At 44.9% G+C, this 20,547-nt stretch carries 15 protein-coding genes and 1 pseudogene; 14 read left to right on the forward strand and 2 right to left on the reverse strand.

Features of this window, described 5'->3' with window-relative positions; all coding sequences use genetic code 11:
- Positions 1-164: 164 nt before the first annotated feature.
- Complete coding sequence (locus tag R7Q47_RS15285; protein ID WP_025766654.1) at positions 165-1,757, forward strand: ABC-F family ATPase; 1,593 nt, start codon at positions 165-167, stop codon at positions 1,755-1,757.
- 240 nt (positions 1,758-1,997) lie between these two features.
- Here R7Q47_RS15285 and R7Q47_RS15290 read toward each other — a convergent pair whose 3' ends face one another.
- Positions 1,998-2,822 (reverse strand): formate dehydrogenase accessory sulfurtransferase FdhD, encoded by an 825-nt coding sequence (locus tag R7Q47_RS15290; RefSeq protein ID WP_017820681.1) that lies wholly within the window; start codon positions 2,820-2,822, stop codon positions 1,998-2,000.
- Positions 2,823-3,145: 323 nt separating this feature from the next.
- Here R7Q47_RS15290 and R7Q47_RS15295 point away from each other — a divergent pair, with 323 nt between their 5' ends.
- The 12 genes and pseudogenes from R7Q47_RS15295 (at position 3,146) to R7Q47_RS26905 (ending at position 19,334) form a co-directional block, all read left to right on the forward strand.
- The gene (locus tag R7Q47_RS15295; RefSeq protein WP_017634910.1) at positions 3,146-3,610 is read left to right on the forward strand and encodes a DUF3305 domain-containing protein; all 465 of its coding nucleotides are present in this window, start codon (positions 3,146-3,148) and stop codon (positions 3,608-3,610) included.
- A complete protein-coding gene (locus R7Q47_RS15300) occupies positions 3,600-4,229 on the forward strand; it encodes a DUF3306 domain-containing protein (protein ID WP_258483768.1) in 630 nt (209 codons plus the stop codon). Before R7Q47_RS15295 ends, R7Q47_RS15300 begins: the two co-directional genes overlap by 11 nt.
- Before the next feature lie 308 nt (positions 4,230-4,537).
- Positions 4,538-6,199 carry a 4Fe-4S dicluster domain-containing protein gene (locus R7Q47_RS15305; protein WP_258483767.1) on the forward strand — a complete coding sequence of 554 codons (1,662 nt, stop codon included), beginning with the start codon at positions 4,538-4,540 and terminating at the stop codon, positions 6,197-6,199.
- 9 nt (positions 6,200-6,208) lie between these two features.
- Positions 6,209-6,835 (forward strand): molecular chaperone, encoded by a 627-nt coding sequence (locus tag R7Q47_RS15310; protein ID WP_017820684.1) that lies wholly within the window; start codon positions 6,209-6,211, stop codon positions 6,833-6,835.
- Between the two features lie 73 nt (positions 6,836-6,908).
- Positions 6,909-7,109, forward strand: a complete 201-nt coding sequence (locus tag R7Q47_RS15315; RefSeq protein WP_005377542.1) for a twin-arginine translocation signal domain-containing protein — start codon at positions 6,909-6,911, stop codon at positions 7,107-7,109.
- Positions 7,110-7,119: 10 nt separating this feature from the next.
- Positions 7,120-9,975: a formate dehydrogenase subunit alpha gene (locus R7Q47_RS15320; protein WP_318089233.1), complete on the forward strand. Its 2,856-nt coding sequence runs from the start codon at positions 7,120-7,122 to the stop codon at positions 9,973-9,975.
- A gap of 11 nt (positions 9,976-9,986) precedes the next feature.
- Entirely contained in the window at positions 9,987-10,595 is a 609-nt protein-coding gene (gene fdh3B, locus R7Q47_RS15325; protein ID WP_005377536.1) for a formate dehydrogenase FDH3 subunit beta, read from the forward strand.
- Between the two features lie 14 nt (positions 10,596-10,609).
- The gene (locus R7Q47_RS15330) at positions 10,610-11,662 is read left to right on the forward strand and encodes a formate dehydrogenase subunit gamma (RefSeq protein ID WP_318089234.1); all 1,053 of its coding nucleotides are present in this window, start codon (positions 10,610-10,612) and stop codon (positions 11,660-11,662) included.
- Positions 11,646-12,062, forward strand: a complete 417-nt coding sequence (locus R7Q47_RS15335; protein ID WP_005377532.1) for a membrane protein — start codon at positions 11,646-11,648, stop codon at positions 12,060-12,062. The genes R7Q47_RS15330 and R7Q47_RS15335 overlap by 17 nt, the downstream gene beginning before the upstream one ends.
- Before the next feature lie 423 nt (positions 12,063-12,485).
- On the forward strand, positions 12,486-16,883 hold the full coding sequence (locus R7Q47_RS15340; protein WP_318089235.1) for an RHS repeat-associated core domain-containing protein: 4,398 nt from the start codon (positions 12,486-12,488) through the stop codon (positions 16,881-16,883).
- Positions 16,873-17,772 carry an immunity 49 family protein gene (locus R7Q47_RS15345; protein ID WP_154204588.1) on the forward strand — a complete coding sequence of 300 codons (900 nt, stop codon included), beginning with the start codon at positions 16,873-16,875 and terminating at the stop codon, positions 17,770-17,772. The genes R7Q47_RS15340 and R7Q47_RS15345 overlap by 11 nt, the downstream gene beginning before the upstream one ends.
- A gap of 441 nt (positions 17,773-18,213) precedes the next feature.
- Positions 18,214-19,334 (forward strand): annotated as a pseudogene (locus R7Q47_RS26905) (ammonium transporter).
- Between the two features lie 32 nt (positions 19,335-19,366).
- Here the strand turns inward: R7Q47_RS26905 and R7Q47_RS15360 are convergent.
- Positions 19,367-19,540, reverse strand: coding sequence for a hypothetical protein (locus R7Q47_RS15360; protein WP_165401620.1), 174 nt, complete (start codon positions 19,538-19,540; stop codon positions 19,367-19,369).
- A gap of 118 nt (positions 19,541-19,658) precedes the next feature.
- Between R7Q47_RS15360 and cobB the strand changes: the two genes are divergently transcribed.
- On the forward strand, positions 19,659-20,390 hold the full coding sequence (gene cobB / locus R7Q47_RS15365) for a Sir2 family NAD+-dependent deacetylase (RefSeq protein ID WP_154204587.1): 732 nt from the start codon (positions 19,659-19,661) through the stop codon (positions 20,388-20,390).
- Positions 20,391-20,547: the final 157 nt, after the last annotated feature.

Raw genomic sequence — 20,547 nt, forward strand, 5'->3', positions numbered from 1 at the left:
TTTGTATTCAATGACGCATTTGTGCTTGAGCTTTTTGCTTTGAAGAAGCACTGCGATGGTTTCACTAGCGATGAATTAATAAAAACAACACTTGCAGTATGTAGCATGAACAAGTACCGTTGCCCGGTTTTTCTAAATACACCCCAATTGCTAAGGTAAAGGTTTTGATCTCCACAGCGAATATTACTCAACAATTCGGCGCTAAGCCGCTATTCGAAAACATTTCAGTTAAGTTCGGCGAAGGCAATCGCTATGGCTTAATTGGAGCTAACGGTTGTGGTAAATCAACCTTTATGAAGATCCTCAGCGGCGAGCTTGAGCAAACCAGTGGTAACGTAAGCTACGATCCAAACGAGCGCGTTGCAAAACTGAACCAGGACCAGTTCGCTTACGAAGAATTTACTGTAATCGATACCGTTATCATGGGTCATAAAGAGCTATGGGAAGTGAAGAAAGAGCGTGACCGCATCTACTCACTTGCTGAAATGAGCGAAGAAGACGGCATGAAAGTGGCTGACTTAGAAGTTCAGTTTGCTGAAATGGACGGCTACATGGCAGAAGCCAAAGCGGGCGAGCTTCTTCTTGCTGTAGGTATCCCAATGGAGCAACACTTCGGTCTAATGAGTGAAGTAGCACCAGGCTGGAAACTTCGTGTGCTTCTAGCGCAGGTTCTATTCGCAGACCCAGATGTGATGCTTCTTGACGAACCTACCAACAACTTGGACATGGACACAATCCGTTGGTTGGAAGATACGCTAAACGCGCGTAACTGCACAATGATCATCATTTCGCACGACCGTCACTTCCTAAACTCAGTATGTACACACATGGCTGACTTGGACTACGGTGAGCTACGCGTTTACCCTGGTAACTACGACGAGTACATGACGGCGGCTTCTCAAGCTCGTGAACGTCTATTAAACGACAATGCGAAGAAGAAAGCACAAATTGCAGAGCTACAAACGTTCGTTGCACGTTTCTCAGCAAACGCATCGAAAGCAAAACAAGCGACATCTCGTGCTAAGCAAATCGACAAGATCAAACTGGACGAAGTGAAAGCGTCTAGCCGTCAAAACCCATTCATTCGTTTTGAACAGTCTAAAGAGCTGTTCCGTAACGCTCTGATTGTAGAAAACCTGAGCCAAGGTTTTGAAGAGGACTTGTTCTCAGACTTCAATGCAATTTTTGAAGTGGGAGAGCGCGTTGCGATCATCGGTGAAAATGGTGTGGGTAAAACAACACTTCTAAACACGCTTGCTGGTGTACTTGAACCGCGTGCTGGTGAGTTCAAATGGTCTGAAAATGCAAACATCGGTTACTACGCGCAAGACCACGCGCATGACTTTGCAGAAGACATGAACCTAACGGATTGGATGGGTCAATGGCGTCAAGAAGGTGATGACGAGCAAGTCGTTCGTGGTTTCCTTGGTCGTATGCTATTTGGTCAAGATGACATTAAGAAGTCAGTAAAAGTACTGTCTGGTGGTGAGCAAGGTCGTATGCTGCTTGGTAAGCTAATGATGCACAAGCCAAACATGCTGCTAATGGACGAACCAACCAACCACATGGACATGGAATCGATCGAATCTTTGAACACGGCGCTTGAGCAATACAAAGGCACGTTGTTCTTCGTCTCTCACGACCGTGTATTCGTAGACTCACTAGCAACGCGTATTATCGAAATCCGCGATGGTAAAATCACAGACTTTAAAGGCACTTACTCTGAGTTCCTAAAATCTCGTGGTGTTGACGCGTAATTACTCGCAAAGCGTTTAAAAAGCAAAAGCCTCGCTATTTAGCGAGGCTTTTTTGATATTTGGCCTTAATCCTTAAACTGACCTGTTATATACGCATAGAGCCCGACTACGCCAAAGGTAATAATCATAGAAAGCATGATACCGCTGGGCGTAAGCAGAAAATTCCACAATTGGTCATTATTCATAGTCCACATCCTCTGTGAATCCGCATTATTGGTTTTAGTTTACACTGAAAAGGTGTTATTGGTTGCCTTTTACATCAAATTCAACCTTGTCGGCTCCTGTAAACACTTGGAAGCGCAAACCTTTCGCACGCGCAATGGTTGTAATACCAAATTGCTTCGCTAGATCTAACCCCATTTGAGTAACGCCAGAGCGAGAAAGCAGAACAGGAATGCCCATTTGAGCCACTTTAATCACCATCTCTGATGTAAGGCGACCTGTTGTGTAGAAAATTTTATCTTCACCTGTTTCTTCTTTGAGCCACATCTCACCTGCAAGTGTATCCACTGCGTTGTGACGGCCGACATCTTCCACAAATGATAACACCTCATTACCTTTGCAAACCGCACAGCCGTGTACTGCGCCCGCTTTTTTGTAGGTGTCGTTGTAATGGGTTAACGCTTCCAGCGCAGAATAAATTTCTGACTGCTTAAGAGGAACTTGAGGCACTTGATAATTTTCAAGCTGCTTCATCACGTTGCCATACATAGTGCCTTGGCCACAACCTGAGGTGACGGTTTTCTTTTTCAGGGCGCCTTCTAAGTGCTCAGTGTTTTCTTTAGTAATCACCGCTGCGGAATGCGTTTCCCAGTCAATAATAACGGATTCAATCGCTGCTGGATCGGACAGGAAGCTTTGGTTTTTTAAATAACCCAGTACTAGTGCTTCTGGACGCGAACCCAGCGTCATGAGCGTGACCACTTCTTTCCAGTTCAGCATGACCGTAAGAGGACGCTCGCAAGCGATTTGCTTCGTGAGCTTTTCGCCGTACTCGTCGTACACATCGACTTCAATGGTTTGCAGGGGATTTTCACTGGTTTTAATAATATTTGGTTTCAGCACAGTCGTGTCCTAGTGATTAAGAGCGTTAGGTTGCTACGCATTTTAGCTTTTTAAGTGGCTAGCAAATCTCATTCCAAAATAGCGGTTCCCACAGAAATTGCGAGGTTTTATGTCAACAATGCATTAAAACTGCGAGTTCGCAGTAATGACACATCAATACATTTGAGTTTCGTCTAGTTTGGTACTTATAGCCTGAGGGAGTATATAGACTAAGTTATATCAGCTTGGCGCGTTTATTGCTTCGAAGACAATAAAAATGGTCGAAAACGGGGGCAAAATGTCCTGTGTGTTTTCAGACCAAAAATAGAAAGACTGGGTGAGTTATGTCGGATAAGAAAGATTTCGAAAAAAATTACGAAAAGACTGAGGATACATGGCCAATCGGCGTAGAGCTTGTTGAGCATGAGATCAGTACAGGGATTTGGGTGACAACCCAATGGCAGTTGACAGGATTTGCGCTGAATCCGACGGAAGAGACTCCAGATGTTTGTCCGTTGCAATTACATAAAGATGAACGTACAGACTACCGCTTTAACTTAAGCTCTCTGCAACCTAAACTCTTTTTAGTGATGGATAACGTCGAGTCTGGTGAAAAACCAGCGATACAGTTACTGACGGCTTCACAATCTGTTGCGGCGCAATATATGGATGGTGATAACCTTGTACTATCTAACGATATGCCGTTAGCCGTTCAGGCTTGGATGGAAGCCTTTATCGGTCGCCACGGTGAGTTGTTAGAAGTAAGACGTAAGAAACGCAAAGGAGCGGGCAGAGCAAATGGCAACTAGTTTTTTAAGCCGTTGGTCGAAACGTAAGTTAGAAGAATCTTCCCAACATGATGAAGAGATCACGCCGATAGCAGAGACGGCGCAATCCGAAGATAGTGTCACAGCGCTTTCAAACGCTGACGAAAGCTCAGATGCTTTGAACGTCAATGAGGATAGTCAGGCTCCAGACATTACCGCGAGTGTAGAGACTGAAAAAACCGAAGAAATGTCTGTGGCGCAACTGCTGGTTTCTGAAGCCTCAGAAAGCGTCAAGAAAGCTGCGCTGCGCAAAATGTTCTTGTCCGAAGAATTTAACGTGCGTGACGGCCTAGACGATTACGATGATGATTACAGTAACTTAAAGTCACTTTCTCAAGACGTCGCTGAGACGCTGCGTGATTGGGTTAAAGACAAAGTGGAAGACGAACCAGACGCTGAAACTGCGCAAGGGTCTGAGCTTAACGTTAACGATATCGCATCTGAGGTAGTTGAAGACGCAGAGTCAAACACCGACAAAAGTGGCCAAATTACTCAATATGAAAATGAACTGTATATAAATACAGTTCCTGGCGAAAGTGATACTTTTGCTGAAGAATCACAGCCTAACGAGGTGAGACAAAATATACCACACAAAGAATAGGTACATTTTGACTAAACACTCAATGAGCCGGCTGAGACAAAATGTCTCAACCGGTTTTTTTATCCCTACTATTTGTCAGTAAAATTAATAACCTATTGATTTTTAGTTGATATTTTATTGGCATGACACTTGCTATCTGTTGCTCAATACCAATCTGGTTGAAGTTAGTACGGACGCACTGCGTAGTATTCATCGCCTATAGATGGCGGAATAAGAATGCTCATTGATAAGTTAATCAGCAGAATCTCCGGCGCTAACTACACTAAGAGATGGAAAAGACTATCCATGTTCATAAATGGAATTGAGCAATGCTGAAACAATTATTAGAACAAGCAACTTCCAATAACGGTAAAGCGAGGCTGTACGCTTTCGAATATACCGTAGAGTTGACCAATCTTATTCCACCAACCGTAAGCTATGAAAGCGGTGGTAATACTTTGATTGTGGGCCCAACAGCAATCATCGAAAGTGCGGCAGCGCAATTGTCGCAAATGAACAGCCTAACGCTGCTTTCTACCGATGGCGAAAAGAGCACAAATCCCGAGCTTTATTACGCCAATTCGGTTCAGGTTTCAGGGTTCTTAGGTACGTTTGAAGTTCTGATTGAAAATCATGGTTCGACCAACAATCTTGCCAAGGTCGCGATCAATAGCGATTGTTTCGATATCGTACTCGATCTTTGCCTTAACAGCTGCATGTCGGAAGAAGTCCCAGTACCGGGCTACTACCCAGTAGGTCGTGGCTATCCGAAACTGGCTGAAGCGTTGGAAGAGATTCCAACCTTAATGGGGACGTTCGATAAACCGAAATTCTTCCGTTTAGATACCGATTTATGTGCACATAGCTCTCGTGGCGTAAAAGGTTGCGAACGGTGTGTGGATGCTTGTCCGGCAGGGGCACTATCGAGTGAAGGCAGCGACAAAACGGGCCATCGCATCGAGATCAACCCATACCTATGTCAAGGCGTGGGTACTTGTGCTACAGCGTGTCCGACAGAAGCGATTCATTACGCACTGCCAAACCCTGAAGATACGCAAAAGTTTATTGAACGTACGCTCGCCAACTATGAGCAAGCGGGTGGTTTAGATCCTATCGTATTGATTTGCAGTTCTCGCCACGAGAGCTACAACGTGATGGCACTAAAAGCACTGCCAGATAATGTGATTCCAATTGTGGTGGAAGAACTGCCTTCGGTTGGTATTGATACTTGGTTCGCCGCGCTTGTGAATGGTGCTACTCAGGTGCTGTTTGCGGCTTCACGTTTTATGCCTCAAACCATTATTCGTGTGCTTAATAGCGAAGTAGGTATCGCTCAAGAGCTGCTCGGTCAGCTTGGTATCGCCAAAGAAACCATCGACATTCTGTATCTAGAGTCACTACGTGAAGGTGCTCCGACACTTTGTACCGAGTCTTTTGATTTGGCATTAGGAGACTTGCAAGGCAACAAACGTCAGCGTCTATTTACGGCGTTGGATGCGTTGTCCGCATCACGTATTCCAGTTGAGAACATTGTTGAACTTCCAGCGAACGCACCTTACGGCACAGTCTCTTGTGAAAGTAAAGGTTGTACGTTGTGTATGAGCTGTGTGGCGGTGTGTCCAACACGTGCATTGCATACGGACGGTCGATCTCCGTCGCTTAAATTCGTCGAGCAAGACTGCATTCAATGTGGGCTGTGCGAGAAAGCGTGTCCAGAGAAAGTGCTGACGCTTACTCCTCGTATGAACTGGGTGAAAGAAGAACGCCAGAAAGCGGTTGTGATTCATGAAGAAAAGGCAGCCGAGTGCATTCGTTGTCACAAGCCCTTTGCTCCGCAATCGATGATCGACATGCTACAAAACAAGTTACGCGGTCACTCTCATTTCTCTGATGAAGCGGCGATCAATCGTATCGCGATGTGTGAAGACTGCCGTGTGATCGACATGTTTGAGTCGATGGCAGAAGACCCAATGAAACAACTGAAATACTAGGAGCTCGCAGTGGACACACAACAAGAACAAACACTGAGAACAGACATTTATCTCGTTCTATCTGCACTTTTTCGTAGTGCGCCTAGTGATGAAATGCTGGCGTTCCTGAAATCGCTAGAAATTGAACCGTCTGAGAGCGCGATGCAAAAAGCTTGGCTCGCACTGCAACAAGCCGCGAACGAAGCGCAGCGAGAAGCGTTAGAAGAAGAATATCAAGATCTGTTTATTGGCATTGGACGTGGTGAAGTTGTGCCATTCGGATCTTGGCATCGCACTGGCTCGATGATGGAAAAACCGTTAGCGGAAATTCGTCGCGATTTGGATCTTTTAGGCATCGAACGAGAAGAGAACGTGAAAGAGCCTGAAGACCATATTTCTGCACTGTGCGAAGTGATGGCAATGCTGACAGGTGAAGAGGAAGAACTTCAACAAGCGGTGTTTAACAAACACATCGCCCCTTGGTTCCAATCTTTTACGCGCCAACTAGAGAGCGCAGAAAGCGTGAACTTCTACAAGCCAGCTGCACAGCTTTGCGATGCGTTTTTAACGTTAGAGCAAGTGCGCTTTAGCGTGAACACCAAAAGCAGTAAGAACAAATTAAAAATTGATGTGAAAAACGTCACTGATTACGAGTAATCGAGCAGTACTTGGTCATATCGATAGAGAGGCATGAGTCTCCAAAGATCTACCGTAAGGTAAGGAAGCAATGATGAAAGATAATAAAGAAATAAACACAAGCCGTAGGGATCTCCTAAAAGGCTTCACAACCGCTGCCGTTGCCGGTGCTGTTGTTGCGGGAACCACGAAAGTGGCCGTTGCTTCAGAAACGGTTGAGCCTTCTGAAAACGACGTGAAGAAGAAAGGGTATCGTGAAACTCAACACATTCGCGATTACTACGACACACTTTAGGAGATAACGGATGAAACTTGTCAAACGCTCCGACAGTGTGAGCAAAGAAACGAACCAGCTTGGCGTATCTCGTCGTGCATTCATGAAAAACACTTCGCTTGCCGCTGGTGGCGCAGTGGTTGGTGCTAGTCTATTCGCACCGGGAATGATGAAAAAAGCGCAAGCAAAATCAGTCGATCCAGAAGCGAAAACAGAAGTAAAACGTACTATCTGTTCTCACTGTTCAGTGGGTTGTGGTATTTACGCAGAAGTTCAAAATGGTGTTTGGACGGGTCAAGAGCCTGCATTCGACCACCCATTTAACGCCGGTGGTCACTGTGCAAAAGGCGCAGCACTGCGTGAACATGGTCACGGTGAGCGCCGTCTTAAATACCCAATGAAGCTTGAAAACGGTAAGTGGAAAAAGCTTTCTTGGGATCAAGCGATCGAAGAAATCGGTAACAAGGTGATGTACATCCGTAAAGAGTCCGGCCCTGATTCGGTTTACTTCTTGGGAAGCGCAAAGCACAGCAACGAACAAGCGTACTTGTTCCGCAAAATGGCATCACTTTGGGGTACGAACAACGTTGACCACCAAGCGCGTATTTGTCACTCAACAACCGTGGCTGGTGTAGCGAATACTTGGGGTTACGGTGCGATGACCAACTCTTTCAATGACATGCACAACTGTAAGTCGATGCTATTCATTGGTTCAAACCCAGCTGAAGCACACCCAGTAGCGATGCAGCACATTCTGATCGCAAAAGAGAAGAACAACTGTAAGATCGTCGTAGCGGATCCTCGTCGTACACGTACGGCAGCAAAATCGGATCACTATGTATCACTTCGTCCTGGTTCTGACGTAGCATTCATTTGGGGTGTGTTGTGGCACATCTTCGAAAACCAATGGGAAGATAAAGAGTTCATCCGTCAACGTGTATTCGGTATGGATGAGATCCGTGCTGAAGTGGCGAAGTGGACGCCAGCAGAAGTTGAGCGCGTAACAAGCGTAAGCGAAGAAGACGTTTACCAAACAGCAAAACTGCTTTCTGAAAATCGCCCAGGCTGTATTGTTTGGTGTATGGGTGGTACTCAGCATACTACTGGTAACAACAACACACGTGCTTACTGTGTGCTTGAGCTAGCGCTTGGTAACATTGGTAAATCAGGCGGCGGTGCAAACATCTTCCGTGGTCACGATAACGTACAAGGCGCAACCGACCTTGGCGTACTTTCTGACACGCTACCTGGCTACTACGGCCTTTCTGAAGGCGCTTGGCGTCATTGGTCAAAAGTGTGGGAAATCGATTACGAATGGATCAAAGGTCGTTTCGATGACAACGCTTACAGCGGTCAGAAACCAATGCACAGTGCAGGTATTCCTGTATCTCGTTGGGTTGATGGTGTACTGGAAAACAAAGACAACATTCGTCAACGCGAAAACATCCGTGCAATGTTCTACTGGGGACACGCAGTGAACTCTCAAACACGTGGTGTTGAGATGAAAAAAGCGATGCAGAAGTTGGACATGATGGTGATTGTGGACCCATACCCAACGGTTGCTGCGGTAATGAACGACCGTACCGACGGCGTTTACCTGCTTCCTGCAACAACACAGTTTGAAACACACGGCAGCGTTACCGCATCTAACCGCTCTCTACAATGGCGTGATCAGGTGATTGAACCTTTGTTTGAATCAAAACCAGACCACGAAATCATGTACCTGCTTTCGAAGAAACTGGGCTATTCCGATCTTCTGTTCAAAAACATCCGTGTTGAAAACAACCAGCCGGTGATTGAAGACCTGACGCGTGAATTCAACAAAGGCATGTGGACGATTGGTTACACAGGCCAAAGCCCAGAGCGTTTGAAAGCGCACCAACAAAACTGGCATACGTTCCACAAAACCACATTGGAAGCGGAAGGTGGCCCTGTCAACGGTGAAACCTACGGTCTACCTTGGCCATGTTGGGGTACACCGGAAATGAAACACCCAGGTACACACATTCTGTACGATACGTCTAAGACGGTTGCAGAAGGTGGCGGTAACTTCCGTACGCGCTTTGGTGTGGAATTCGAAGGCAAAAGCCTTCTTGCAGAAGACAGTTATTCGAAAGGCTGTGAGATCAAAGACGGTTACCCAGAGTTCACTGACAAGTTATTGAAACAACTTGGTTGGTGGGACGACCTAACTGCTGAAGAGAAAGTGGCAGCAGAGGGTAAAAACTGGAAAACAGATCTGTCTGGCGGTATTCAGCGTGTCGCGATCAAGCACGGTTGTATTCCATTTGGTAACGCGAAAGCGCGTGCGATTGTTTGGACGTTCCCAGACCGTGTGCCACTGCATCGTGAACCACTGTACACACCACGTCGTGACCTTGTAATGGATTACCCAACTTGGGATGACAAAGATGCAATCTTCCGTGTTCCTACGTTGTATAAATCAATTCAAGAGCAAGACAAATCGGGCGAGTACCCAATCGTTCTGACTTCTGGCCGTCTGGTCGAATACGAAGGTGGTGGTGAAGAGACGCGTTCAAACCCTTGGCTTGCCGAGCTTCAACAAGAAATGTTTGTTGAAGTAAACCCGAAAGACGCGAACGATCTTGGCTTTAGAGATGGTGATGATGTTTGGGTTGAAGGTGCAGAGAAGGGACGAATCAAGGTGAAAGCGATGGTTACACGTCGTGTGAAACCTGGCTTGGCGTTCATTCCGTTCCACTTTGGTGGTAAGTTCGAAGGTGAAGACCTGCGTCCTAAATACCCAGAAGGTACACAGCCTTACGTTGTTGGCGAATCGGCTAACACGGCAACCACTTACGGTTACGACCCGGTTACCTTGATGCAGGAAACCAAAGTAACCCTATGTAACATTCGTAAAGCGTAAGGAGTCTGACCATGGCACGAATGAAATTTCTATGTGACACGAAACGCTGTATCGAGTGTAACGGCTGTGTTACTGCATGTAAGAACGAAAACGACGATGCGCTTGAATGGGGCATTCAACGTCGTCGTGTGGTAACACTAAACGACGGTGAAGCTGGTGAAAACTCTATCTCTGTTGCTTGTATGCACTGTACCGATGCACCTTGTATGGCAGTTTGTCCAGCAGACTGTTTCGAACATACCGAAGACGGCATCGTTCTTCACAATAAAGATCTGTGTATCGGTTGTGGTTACTGTTTGTTTGCTTGTCCGTTTGGCGCACCTCAATTTCCTAAACAAGAAGCGTTTGGTGAACGTGGCAAAATGGATAAATGTACTTTCTGCGCGGGCGGCCCAGAAACAGAGCCTGGCTCTGAGGAAGAACGTCAAAAATACGGTGCGAACCGTATCGCAGAAGGCAAGTTACCGATGTGTGCATCGCTTTGTTCAACTAAAGCGCTGCTTGCGGGTGACGCAGAGAAAGTCTCTGACATTTTCCGTCAACGTGTGGTAGAACGCGGCGCGAAAAACGCAGGTTGGACAGACGGAAACGATCTTTCTTACGATGCGACGAAAAGCTAAGTAAGGAGAGGCACATGTTAAACACGCTTAAACGTGCATCTCTAGCAATGCTGTCAATGATGACGGCATTGCTGCTGACTTTCGCAATGCCTGCTTCAGCAGAGGAACAATCTTCTAAAGTTATTCAACAGGAGATCACGCAACTCGCCGGGGCAGACTATTGGCGCGAAGTCAGAGAGGGGCAAGAAGGCTACACCACGTCTCAATCGCCAGAACATGGCGTATTGATCAGTAAACCTGGTGAGACTTGGTACATTCTAAAAGAGAAATGGATGTCTCCAGCGGGTGCTGTCGCGATTTTCGGCAGTATTGCAATGGTAATCATGGCTTACGTATTCGTTGGTCCTTTGATGCTTAGCAAGCCGCGTACTGGTAAAAAAATGAAGCGTTGGTCTCGTTTAGACCGCGCGCTTCACTGGTGTATGGCGTTTACATTCTTAACGCTGGCATTCAGTGGTTTGATGCTGGTTTACGGTAAGCACTTCTTAAAACCGTACGTTCCTACTGAGTTCTGGGGCTTTATCGTCATGTTGGCGAAGCAGTACCACAATTACATGGGACCATTGTTCTTCATTTTACTGATGCTCGTGCTCTTTAAATGGTGGCGCAAGTCGATTCCAAACATGACAGATGTTCGTTGGTTTATGAAAATGGGCGGCATGGTTGGTAAACACAAAGGCACACATCCGTCAGCTGGTTTCTCAAACGGTGGTGAGAAGGCAATCTATTGGTTGTTAATCTTCTTTGGTGCTATCGCGGCAGTGAGTGGCTTAGTTCTGGACTTTCCTATCTTTGGCCAAACTCGCCGTGACATGGAGCTTTCTAACTTAGTTCATGCGATTTCGGCGCTGATTCTAATCTGTGGCTTTATCTTCCACATCTATATTGGTCTATTCGGTATGGAAGGTGCGCTAGAAGGCATGGTGACAGGTGAAGTTGATGAAACATGGGCGAAAGAGCATCACGATCTTTGGTATGAGGAAGTGAAGTCCAAAGAAGCGATGGGTGAAACAGATACGGGACAAACGGAAGTAAAAGGAGCGAAAGCGAATGAACAAACCTCATAACGGGATTTGGGTTGCGTACATCCTGAGCTGTCTGACCCCGTTTACGTTTCTGATCTCAGGCGTTATCGCAATTATCTATGCGGGTTACCGATTAGATAAGGGAGAAGACAGCGACGTAGTGATTTCTCATTACTACGGTTTAATTCGCACCTTCTTTCTCTACCTGACGTTTTTTGTTGTGTTGATCGTCACCGTCGCGACTTCTAACGGTGTACTCGTTGGCGTGAGTGATTATTGGTTGCATAGTACTTTGCTTGAAACCATTGCTTACTTTATTCCTTGGGTAGGGATGGTGTTTGCTGCATTAGCCATCTTGGTGTGGTTTATGCGAATGTTTCAAGGGATGCAGCAACTGCTCAATAACCAACCACACAGACCATCGACAGGTCCAAACCTTTAATCAGTATTCTTTAAGCAAAACCGCCGTAATAGGCGGTTTTTTTGTTGCTGTTTTGTCTCAAATATGAAGCACTTAGTCGCAGGGGTGATACTTGATGCAACTTATTGAGTGAATTTACGTAACTGGGCAGAAAATCATAGTTAAGTAAGAAACATGTAAAAAAATCGCGTCACGATGAGACATTAGTCTCACTCACGCTATTGTTCATTTACTCAGGATTCATCGTCCCGTTAAAGTACGCTGCGCTCAGAAACTCAAAGAGTTGCATACGTGAAAATTGCCATCAATACATTCAGTCTACGCATACAGAGGAATCTCTATCGGAGGATGTTTGATTAAGGCATCTTGCTCTCACAAATAAAAAGAGCGAAACGAGCATTAAATGATGCGGCAAGGTAAGAAAAGGACAAACACGTTACGGCTATGATCCCTCAATTCGTCATTTCTATCACGAATCGCTTTGGCGAAAGTTATCACTTCTCTGGTCAGTTACTTACTAGCGGCGAACCTAAAACATTCGTGACCAAACAAGAGGCAATAGAGTTTCTTGAGAGCTTTGGTGAGCTTGACCTTCGCTCTGTCGAGGACTTGTTCTATGCGATTGGTCAATTCAAGCCAAACATACCTGACGGTGAGCTTACTTCCCAACACTATAATTCAACGTTTGCCAATGCTTTGGTGAACGGTGACTTGCATGTCGCTCGAATTGTACCTACCGGCGAAAACTACGCACTCTCGTCAGCGGTTACGCCTCCACCGACTCAAAATACCGTCAATACAAAACCATCGAAGGGAAAGGGGAAGTCGAATAAAAAGAGTGGCAGAAGTGCCGCATCCGCCAAGCCTCAGCAACAAAGCAGCGAAAAACATGAGAAAGCCGGTGATCCTGTATCACTTGTGACGGGTGAAGAAATTCTCGAACTCTATGATATCGAGCTACAACAAGGTACTACTTGGCAGCGTACTTACCGCTCTTCGCAGTCGGATGTAAATCATGGAATGGGCTTTGGTTGGCGACATGCATTTCAGTTTGAATTACGCGAGAAGACGGACGAGAAAGACAACGTTATCGCTTGGGAGTTTGTTGACGATAAGGCAGATATCACAGAATTTGAGCCAGTAGATATTGGAGCAACAAGTTACCAGATATACGCTGGTGCGAGCTGTTATTTCCTGAGCTCAACAACTCGGATTGTAACGCTCGCTAGTGGGCATCAATATCGGTTTGAGCAAAAAGATGATCGTTGGCTAGCTAAACAAGTTAGAAATGGCACGTTTTCAACGTTTCAATTGCAGTATTCTCGAAACCATCGATTGATCGAGATCGCATATAACAAGCGTCCGGTTCTTGAATGTCAATATGATAAGCAAGGACGCCTTGTAGAACTGCTTAATGCAAAGTCCCAAAAAGTTCTGGCAACTTATACCTATGATGAGCACGATGATTTGGTCAGTGCAACTAATCATTTGGGCCTAAAGGAACAGTATCAATACCTCGGCCATTTAATTATTAAGCGTGTACGACCAACTGGCTTTACTCATTATTTTGAATGGGATGGCGAAGGTGCAAAAGCGAAGTGCATCAGAAACGTTGGGGACGCAGGAATTTATGACTATCGCTTCCATTATCAGGGAAATCATTCTTCTTATTCTGACTCGTTAGATCATCAATGGTCTTTCTTGCATGACGAGCAGGGTAACTTACTCGAGAAAATAAGCCCCACAGGTAAAACTTGGCGATGGCAATATGATGAACTAGGACGAAAAGCACAAGCTATCTATCCTGATCAGTCAACGGTCAATTATCAATATAATCAGCATGGTCAATTAGTCTCTAAGTTTCATTCCTCTGGAAAAGAAATTCAATATGGTTATGACGGCTTAGGTAAGTTAGTTAAAACGGTTTCACCTGATGGGGATATCGAGAAGGCTTACTACAATAGCCTCGGTCAAAGAGTTTGGGATACCGATCAGTTCGGCTGTGTCACGGAATATGATTACGATAAACACGGTCAAGTCGTCAAAAAAGAGTCTGAAGATGGTAAGAAAAGTCAATGGTGGTGGGATGAACAACAAAGACTTATCGCGAATGAAATAGACGGTACATTACTTCGTTACAGCTACAATGAAGAAGATTTAGTGAATGGCGTTGCTTATCCCGATGGGTGTATTGCTCAACTCGCTTATGATCAATTTGGCAGGCGTACATCAGTTCGTTATTTTAACGACGAAGACAAAGTCGGTTATAGCGAAGAATATTCTTACGATGAGCACAGCCGTGTTGCTCAGATTCGAACGCCAGCAGGCATTACCTCGTATCAATGGGGAGCACTCGCGCAACAAGAAGCAGTCATCTTTCCCGATGGCAGCCATATTTCTTACGAATACGATCAACAACGTAATCTGACTAAATTAGTTCGGAGTGACGGCTTAGAGTTCGAATTCCTGTATGACGATGAAGGCCAGCTATCAGGAACTGTTGGGTTTGATAATCTACACAGCCAATTTGATTATGACGATATGGGGCGCATCCATCGTAAGCAAGTCGCCGATAGGACCGTGCTGTACCGCTATGACGCTGCGGGTTATCTCAAGCACGTCAAAGCTGGAAATGGTCGCAGTATTGTAGAGAACCACTTCAATTATACGCTTGGTGGGCGACTTACTTTCGCATCCAATCGCCATCAAACATTGCAATACCAATACTCTTCATTCGGGCATTTAACAAAGCGAATTCAAGGTCAGTTTGAGATAGCGCAGGAGTTTAACAGAGTTGGCCAACGCGTATCTCAGGTACTGCCAGATAATACGGAGCTGAGCTTCTCTTATGATCGATATGGGCGTTTTTCAGCGATTCGATTTGGAAACCTAGATTTACCTCAAATCAAATTTCATTACGATGAAATGGGACGAATTTCCCAAATTGAAACGGCACATTTTAATGAGCGCATCATTTATGATGGTGTTGGTCGTTTGGTCGAACAACATTGGCCTGATAGAGAGAAAAAGTACGTTTACAATGCGCAAAACCGTATTTCATCAATCATTGATAATACGGCAGGAGCAACACACTATCAGTACGATGCCTTAGGGCAACTTAAACGAGTCAATGCTTCCGGAGAAGTGACTAAGTTTGAATACGATAGTTTTGGCAATCCTACTTTGCCATCTTCAGAGGTATTCGCTGATCGTATTGAAGTACACGATGATGTACGGTTCAAATATGACGCGCAAGGAAACCAGACAAAACGTGAGGGGCAAGGACACGTTCAGACTCGCGTATTTGATGCGCTAAATCAGCTCATTGAAGTTCACACCGACGATGGTATCAGTCAATATGAATATGATGCATTAGGGCGCAGAACGAAAAAAATTACACAAAAAGGCGTTACAGAGTTCTTGTGGGAAGGTGAACGTTTAATTGGTGAACGCTCTTCAGGTGCTTTCCGTTGGTACCTATATCAACCAGAAACCTACACGCCAGTGGCACTGCTAGAAAATGACGTTATTTATTGGTACCAGTGCGATCAAGTTGGTAAACCAGAGCGACTGATCGATTACGAGGGGAATGTTGTATGGAGTGCCAGCTACGATGCTCACGGCTTTGCTCATGTACATATTGAAAATGTAGCAAATCCACTGCGTTTTCAAGGACAGTACTTCGATCAAGAAACCAGCTTACATTACAACCTCGCTCGGTATTACGATCCTAAACTAGGACGTTTTATCCAACAAGATCCGATATCTATTGCTGGTGGTATTAATCATTACCAATATGCAGTCAACCCTATCCAGTGGATTGACCCAACAGGTTTCCTTTGTGAAGAAGGGCTAAAACGCTTGGGTCAAATGTTGGCAGAGTATCAGGCGCAAAGCGATGTCCCCCAAGAGGTTTGCGATCAGATTTTAGAAGCTGCAAAAGAATCATCCGTCGGAGAAGGTGGCGTTCGCTCGCAAGTCAAAATCCGAAAACCAAAAGGTAAAAATCATATCCGATATGAGTACGATTTAGACCATATTGATTGCGAGAAGAACGAGATTACTTTTTATCGCCATATCAATCACTCAGATGGCACCAGACACGAAGTGCAGTATGTTGTTGGGATTGAGGAGTTTGTCAATGCGCATGTTTTTGACTCAGAGAAAGTTGGCGGGGAAGAAGGTTGCACGATCTTTACTGAAGATCTTGTGCTGAATAAAGCAGAGTATAAAGAAAACTCAGAACTCAATATGAGTGATTATGAGCTAACAGAAAAAAACAAAGCAAAAATTGATGAATGCTTGAAAGAGCGTCAAGAGGCAATGGACGCTCGAACTGGCGAAGAGGGATATAATGCTCAAATTGGCAATATTAACCAACAGTCTGCAAAAATAGGTGAGTTGGCCGCGGATGACTTTGTCCGGAGTAAACGTCCTAACGCTAAGCTGCTTCATCCCAAAGATATTGGAACCTCAATTTCGAAGCCGGGCGATTTTGATATGGTTTACGAGGTGGAAGAGCCGCCACCAGGTGAAATTATAATTGTTGAGGCCAAAGGAGGGAGCAGCCCGCTGGGTAGCAGAAAAATTGGAAATATGGCATATCAGCAAGGGACAACGGAATACACTGCCGAAATCACCAACCTAATGTCTGAAAAAAAGGAAGGAACGACTGAAAAATTAGCTGCCGACGAAATTCAATACGCCGCTTTATCCGGCAGAACTATTCGATATATACATACTCAAGCGAATATCCCTGAAAGTGGTAAGGCCTCAGATGTAAAACTAGAAGTGGCAGAGTTTAAAATTGATTCAAAAGGATTAAGTCAAAATGCAAAGTAAAGAATCGGTCAAATTTTTAGAGCGAAAAGCAAATCCTGAACTTGACACACAAGCCATTGTGAATCGGAAAAAATTTATAAACCGGGTCTTAGATAACAGAAAAGAAGGCCTTAAAATCAGGCGTGAAAACCTAGTCAGTCTTGGTGATTTCGCCATTGAGCAGGTTCGCTGGTACACATGGTTTCAAGCCTCTCATGAAGACGAGCAAATTTGTACATTACGTCTTTACGAAACTTCGCTGATGAGTGCTGGTTATCATATGCTTGCTACGCATCCCAATGATGAATTATCTATCAAGATCCTCGACTATCCTGAAGTAAAGTGGGACGGGGAAGGTATTTTGGAAACGGGGTGCATAAATCCTAATAGATGGATTGATATGTATTTTATATCGACAATTGTACGTGATAGACCTAGTTTAGACGCATTGGCAAGCTTTCCCATTTTTCTAATGAAGAAGAGCTCTACCAAAGCGGGTGAGCTGTCTTATATGCTAGTAGACGTAATTCAGTCGTTCCATAACCGCACATCGGACTACCCTGATAAGCTCGTCGCAGCAATGGACGCAGCGGTAGCTCAAGGGGATAACTGGGCGTTGGAAATTGCGATGGGGATCCTAGAAACCTTCGCAGCGCTCACTACTAACATTGGTTATGATTTTGAGGAAGTGCTCGTTAAAAACCTACAGTTTCAAGAGAAATATCATCTTAGAGAATTGGGACCAGATAGAGTAGGGATCCGCACGTTCATTAATTTCCCTCTGCTTGGTATGGCATGTATGTGGTATGACAAAGGTAACCGTTTATCTGTTGAAACTGGTTGGCTTCCTCCCTACCTCGTCGAAGGACGTTGGCTAGAAGATGTAAAAGCAGGAAAGATCACTCGATAAACCCCTTTAGTTAGCAATTCCGTACATAAGCCACCTCTCATGGGGTGGCTTTTACGTTTATGGTAGAGAGTTTGCTGTTTGTTGAACCATATAGTGCGCATTATGTTGGTGCACTAAAACCATATTGGTGCATTTATTAGCATGTTAAACACCATTTCAAGAATACGTAATTTTATTAAAGTTCATACAAAACAATAAATTAAAGCATATGTGTTAGAAATGTAAATTATGGAATGAGAATTGCTCTCTTAGACGCTCTATAAATTAAGTTCACCAAATTGGTGATGAGCCTAACTTTGATGCACAGGATAAGTGCGCTACAGATCAACGGAGACAATCATAATGAGTGTAACTGCCTATCAGGTACACGGCGCTGTACAAACTCTCACGCAAAGTTCCGACACACTTTTCTTACTACTTGGCGCAATCATGGTTTTTTTGATGCATGCTGGTTTCGCTTTCCTTGAAGTAGGAACCGTGCGCCAAAAGAACCAAGTTAATGCTTTAGTTAAGATATTGGCCGATTTCGGTATTTCCGCCATTGCGTATTTTTTCATTGGATACTGGGTCGCTTATGGCGGCACCTTCTTTGCTGATGCTGAGACATTATCTCAAGGCAATGGTTACGAGTTAGTGAAGTTCTTTTTCTTGCTGACCTTCGCTGCAGCGATTCCCGCTATTGTTTCAGGTGGTATCGCAGAGCGAGCTCGTTTTTATCCGATTCTAATCGCAACATTTTTCACTGTCGGCATCGTATACCCGTTATTTGAGGGAATGATCTGGAACGGAAACTTTGGTGTTCAAGCTTGGTTTGAAAATACCTTTGGTTATGGCTTCCACGATTTTGCAGGTTCAGTCGTTGTGCATGGTGTTGGCGGCTGGATAGCGCTTGTTGCCGTCGTGTTTTTGGGCATGAGAAAAGGCAGAGTTCGAGCAGGAAAGCACACCAACTTTGCACCTTCGAATATTCCGTTTTTGGCTTTGGGAGCTTGGGTCTTATGTGTGGGGTGGTTTGGCTTCAACGCATGTCAGCTCAAACTGTGTCAGGCATAAGTGGCTTGGTGGCTATGAACTCATTGATGGCAATGGTCGGGGGCATTGTCGCGTCACTGTTGGCTGGTAAGAATGACCCTGGCTTTATTCATAACGGCCCACTAGCTGGCTTGGTTGCTGTATGTGCGGGCTCAGACTTAATGCATCCTATCGGTGCTTTAGTGACAGGTGCGATTGCTGGCGTGCTATTTGTTTATCTTTTTACCCACCTACAAAACAAAACCAAGATTGATGATGTGCTAGGTGTCTGGCCTTTACACGGTGTATGTGGCGCTTGGGGTGGTATTGCCGCTGGGATTTTTGGTCAAAGCGCATTGGGTGGGCTAGGTGGCGTGAGCATTATCGTTCAGCTTCTAGGAACGCTTTTGGGCCTTTCCATCGCAGTGCTTGGTGCACTTGTAGTCTATGGTGCGATTAATACCAGTATGGGACTGAGGCTTTCAGAAGAAGACGAATTCAATGGCGCTGACCTAGCCATTCATAAAATATCTTCGACCAACGAGGATTGAGGCCAATATGGGAGCGGCATAAAGCCGCTCTTTTAGCAATTGCCTTTCTTGGCTTGGCCAGGAGGACAGAAATTACCATTACCTCGATGGTCATCATCATTGGTGCTGACTCTTACCTTTACATCATCGACTTCGCCTTCAACATTGGTAAGTTGACAGCCTGCCAAAGTCATAAGCAATATAAACGCTAGAGATACTTGTCTCATTGCTGTTCCTCTTAAATTGTAATTCTAATAGTGACCATTACGACTATGGTCTAATCCATATTACTACTGTTGCTATTCTTTCAGTGTTAAGCTAATGAAAAAACAGCAAGGATGAGTTATGAATTTCCCTTATAGAAATATTGTAGTACTTACTGGTGCAGGTATCTCGGCCGAATCTGGTATTCAAACATTTCGTGCGCAAGATGGCCTATGGGAGAATCACCGTATCGAAGATGTAGCAACGCCTGAAGGGTTTGCTCGCGATCCGGACCTTGTTCAAGATTTTTACAACCAACGCCGCAAGAAACTTCAAGATAATGCGATAAAGCCTAATGCAGCGCATGAAGCATTGGGTCGTTTAGAGGCTAAGTTAGAAGGTAAAGTGACGGTCATCACTCAAAATATAGACAACCTTCACGAAAGAGGCGGCAGTCAGAATGTGATTCACATGCATGGTGAGTTGCTCAAGGCCCGCTGTAGTGAATCTAACCAAGTAGTAGAGCACAATGAGGACATTAAGACCGGCGAGCTTTGTCACTGTTGTCAGATCCCTTCACAAATGCGACCACATATTGTTTGGTTTGGTGAAATGCCACTGCGAATGGGTGATATCTACGCGTCATTAGAAGAAGCAGATTTGTTTATTTCTATTGGGACTTCTGGCGTTGTGTATCCCGCAGCAGGTTTTGTTCATGATGCAAAAATGCACGGCGCACATACCATTGAAATTAACCTAGAACCTAGTGCGGTAGAAAGTGAATTTGAGGAAAAACGCTACGGAAAAGCAAGCGTTGAGGTTCCAAAATTAGTTGACGAGATACTGGCTCTAGAAGGAAAAGAAAGAGCGTAATAACTTCAACAGGAAGAGTTTTTGTCTTGTCATTAAGAACAAAAAAGCGGCTCATGAGCCGCTTTTTCATATCTTTAAAATGTGCCGTCCTAAATAAGGTTGACACTTTCCACCCCCAAAATTGGAGAGTGTTATGAAATCAACAACTAAAAGAACT

It is taken from the genome of Vibrio sp. Vb0349 (assembly GCF_033338975.1).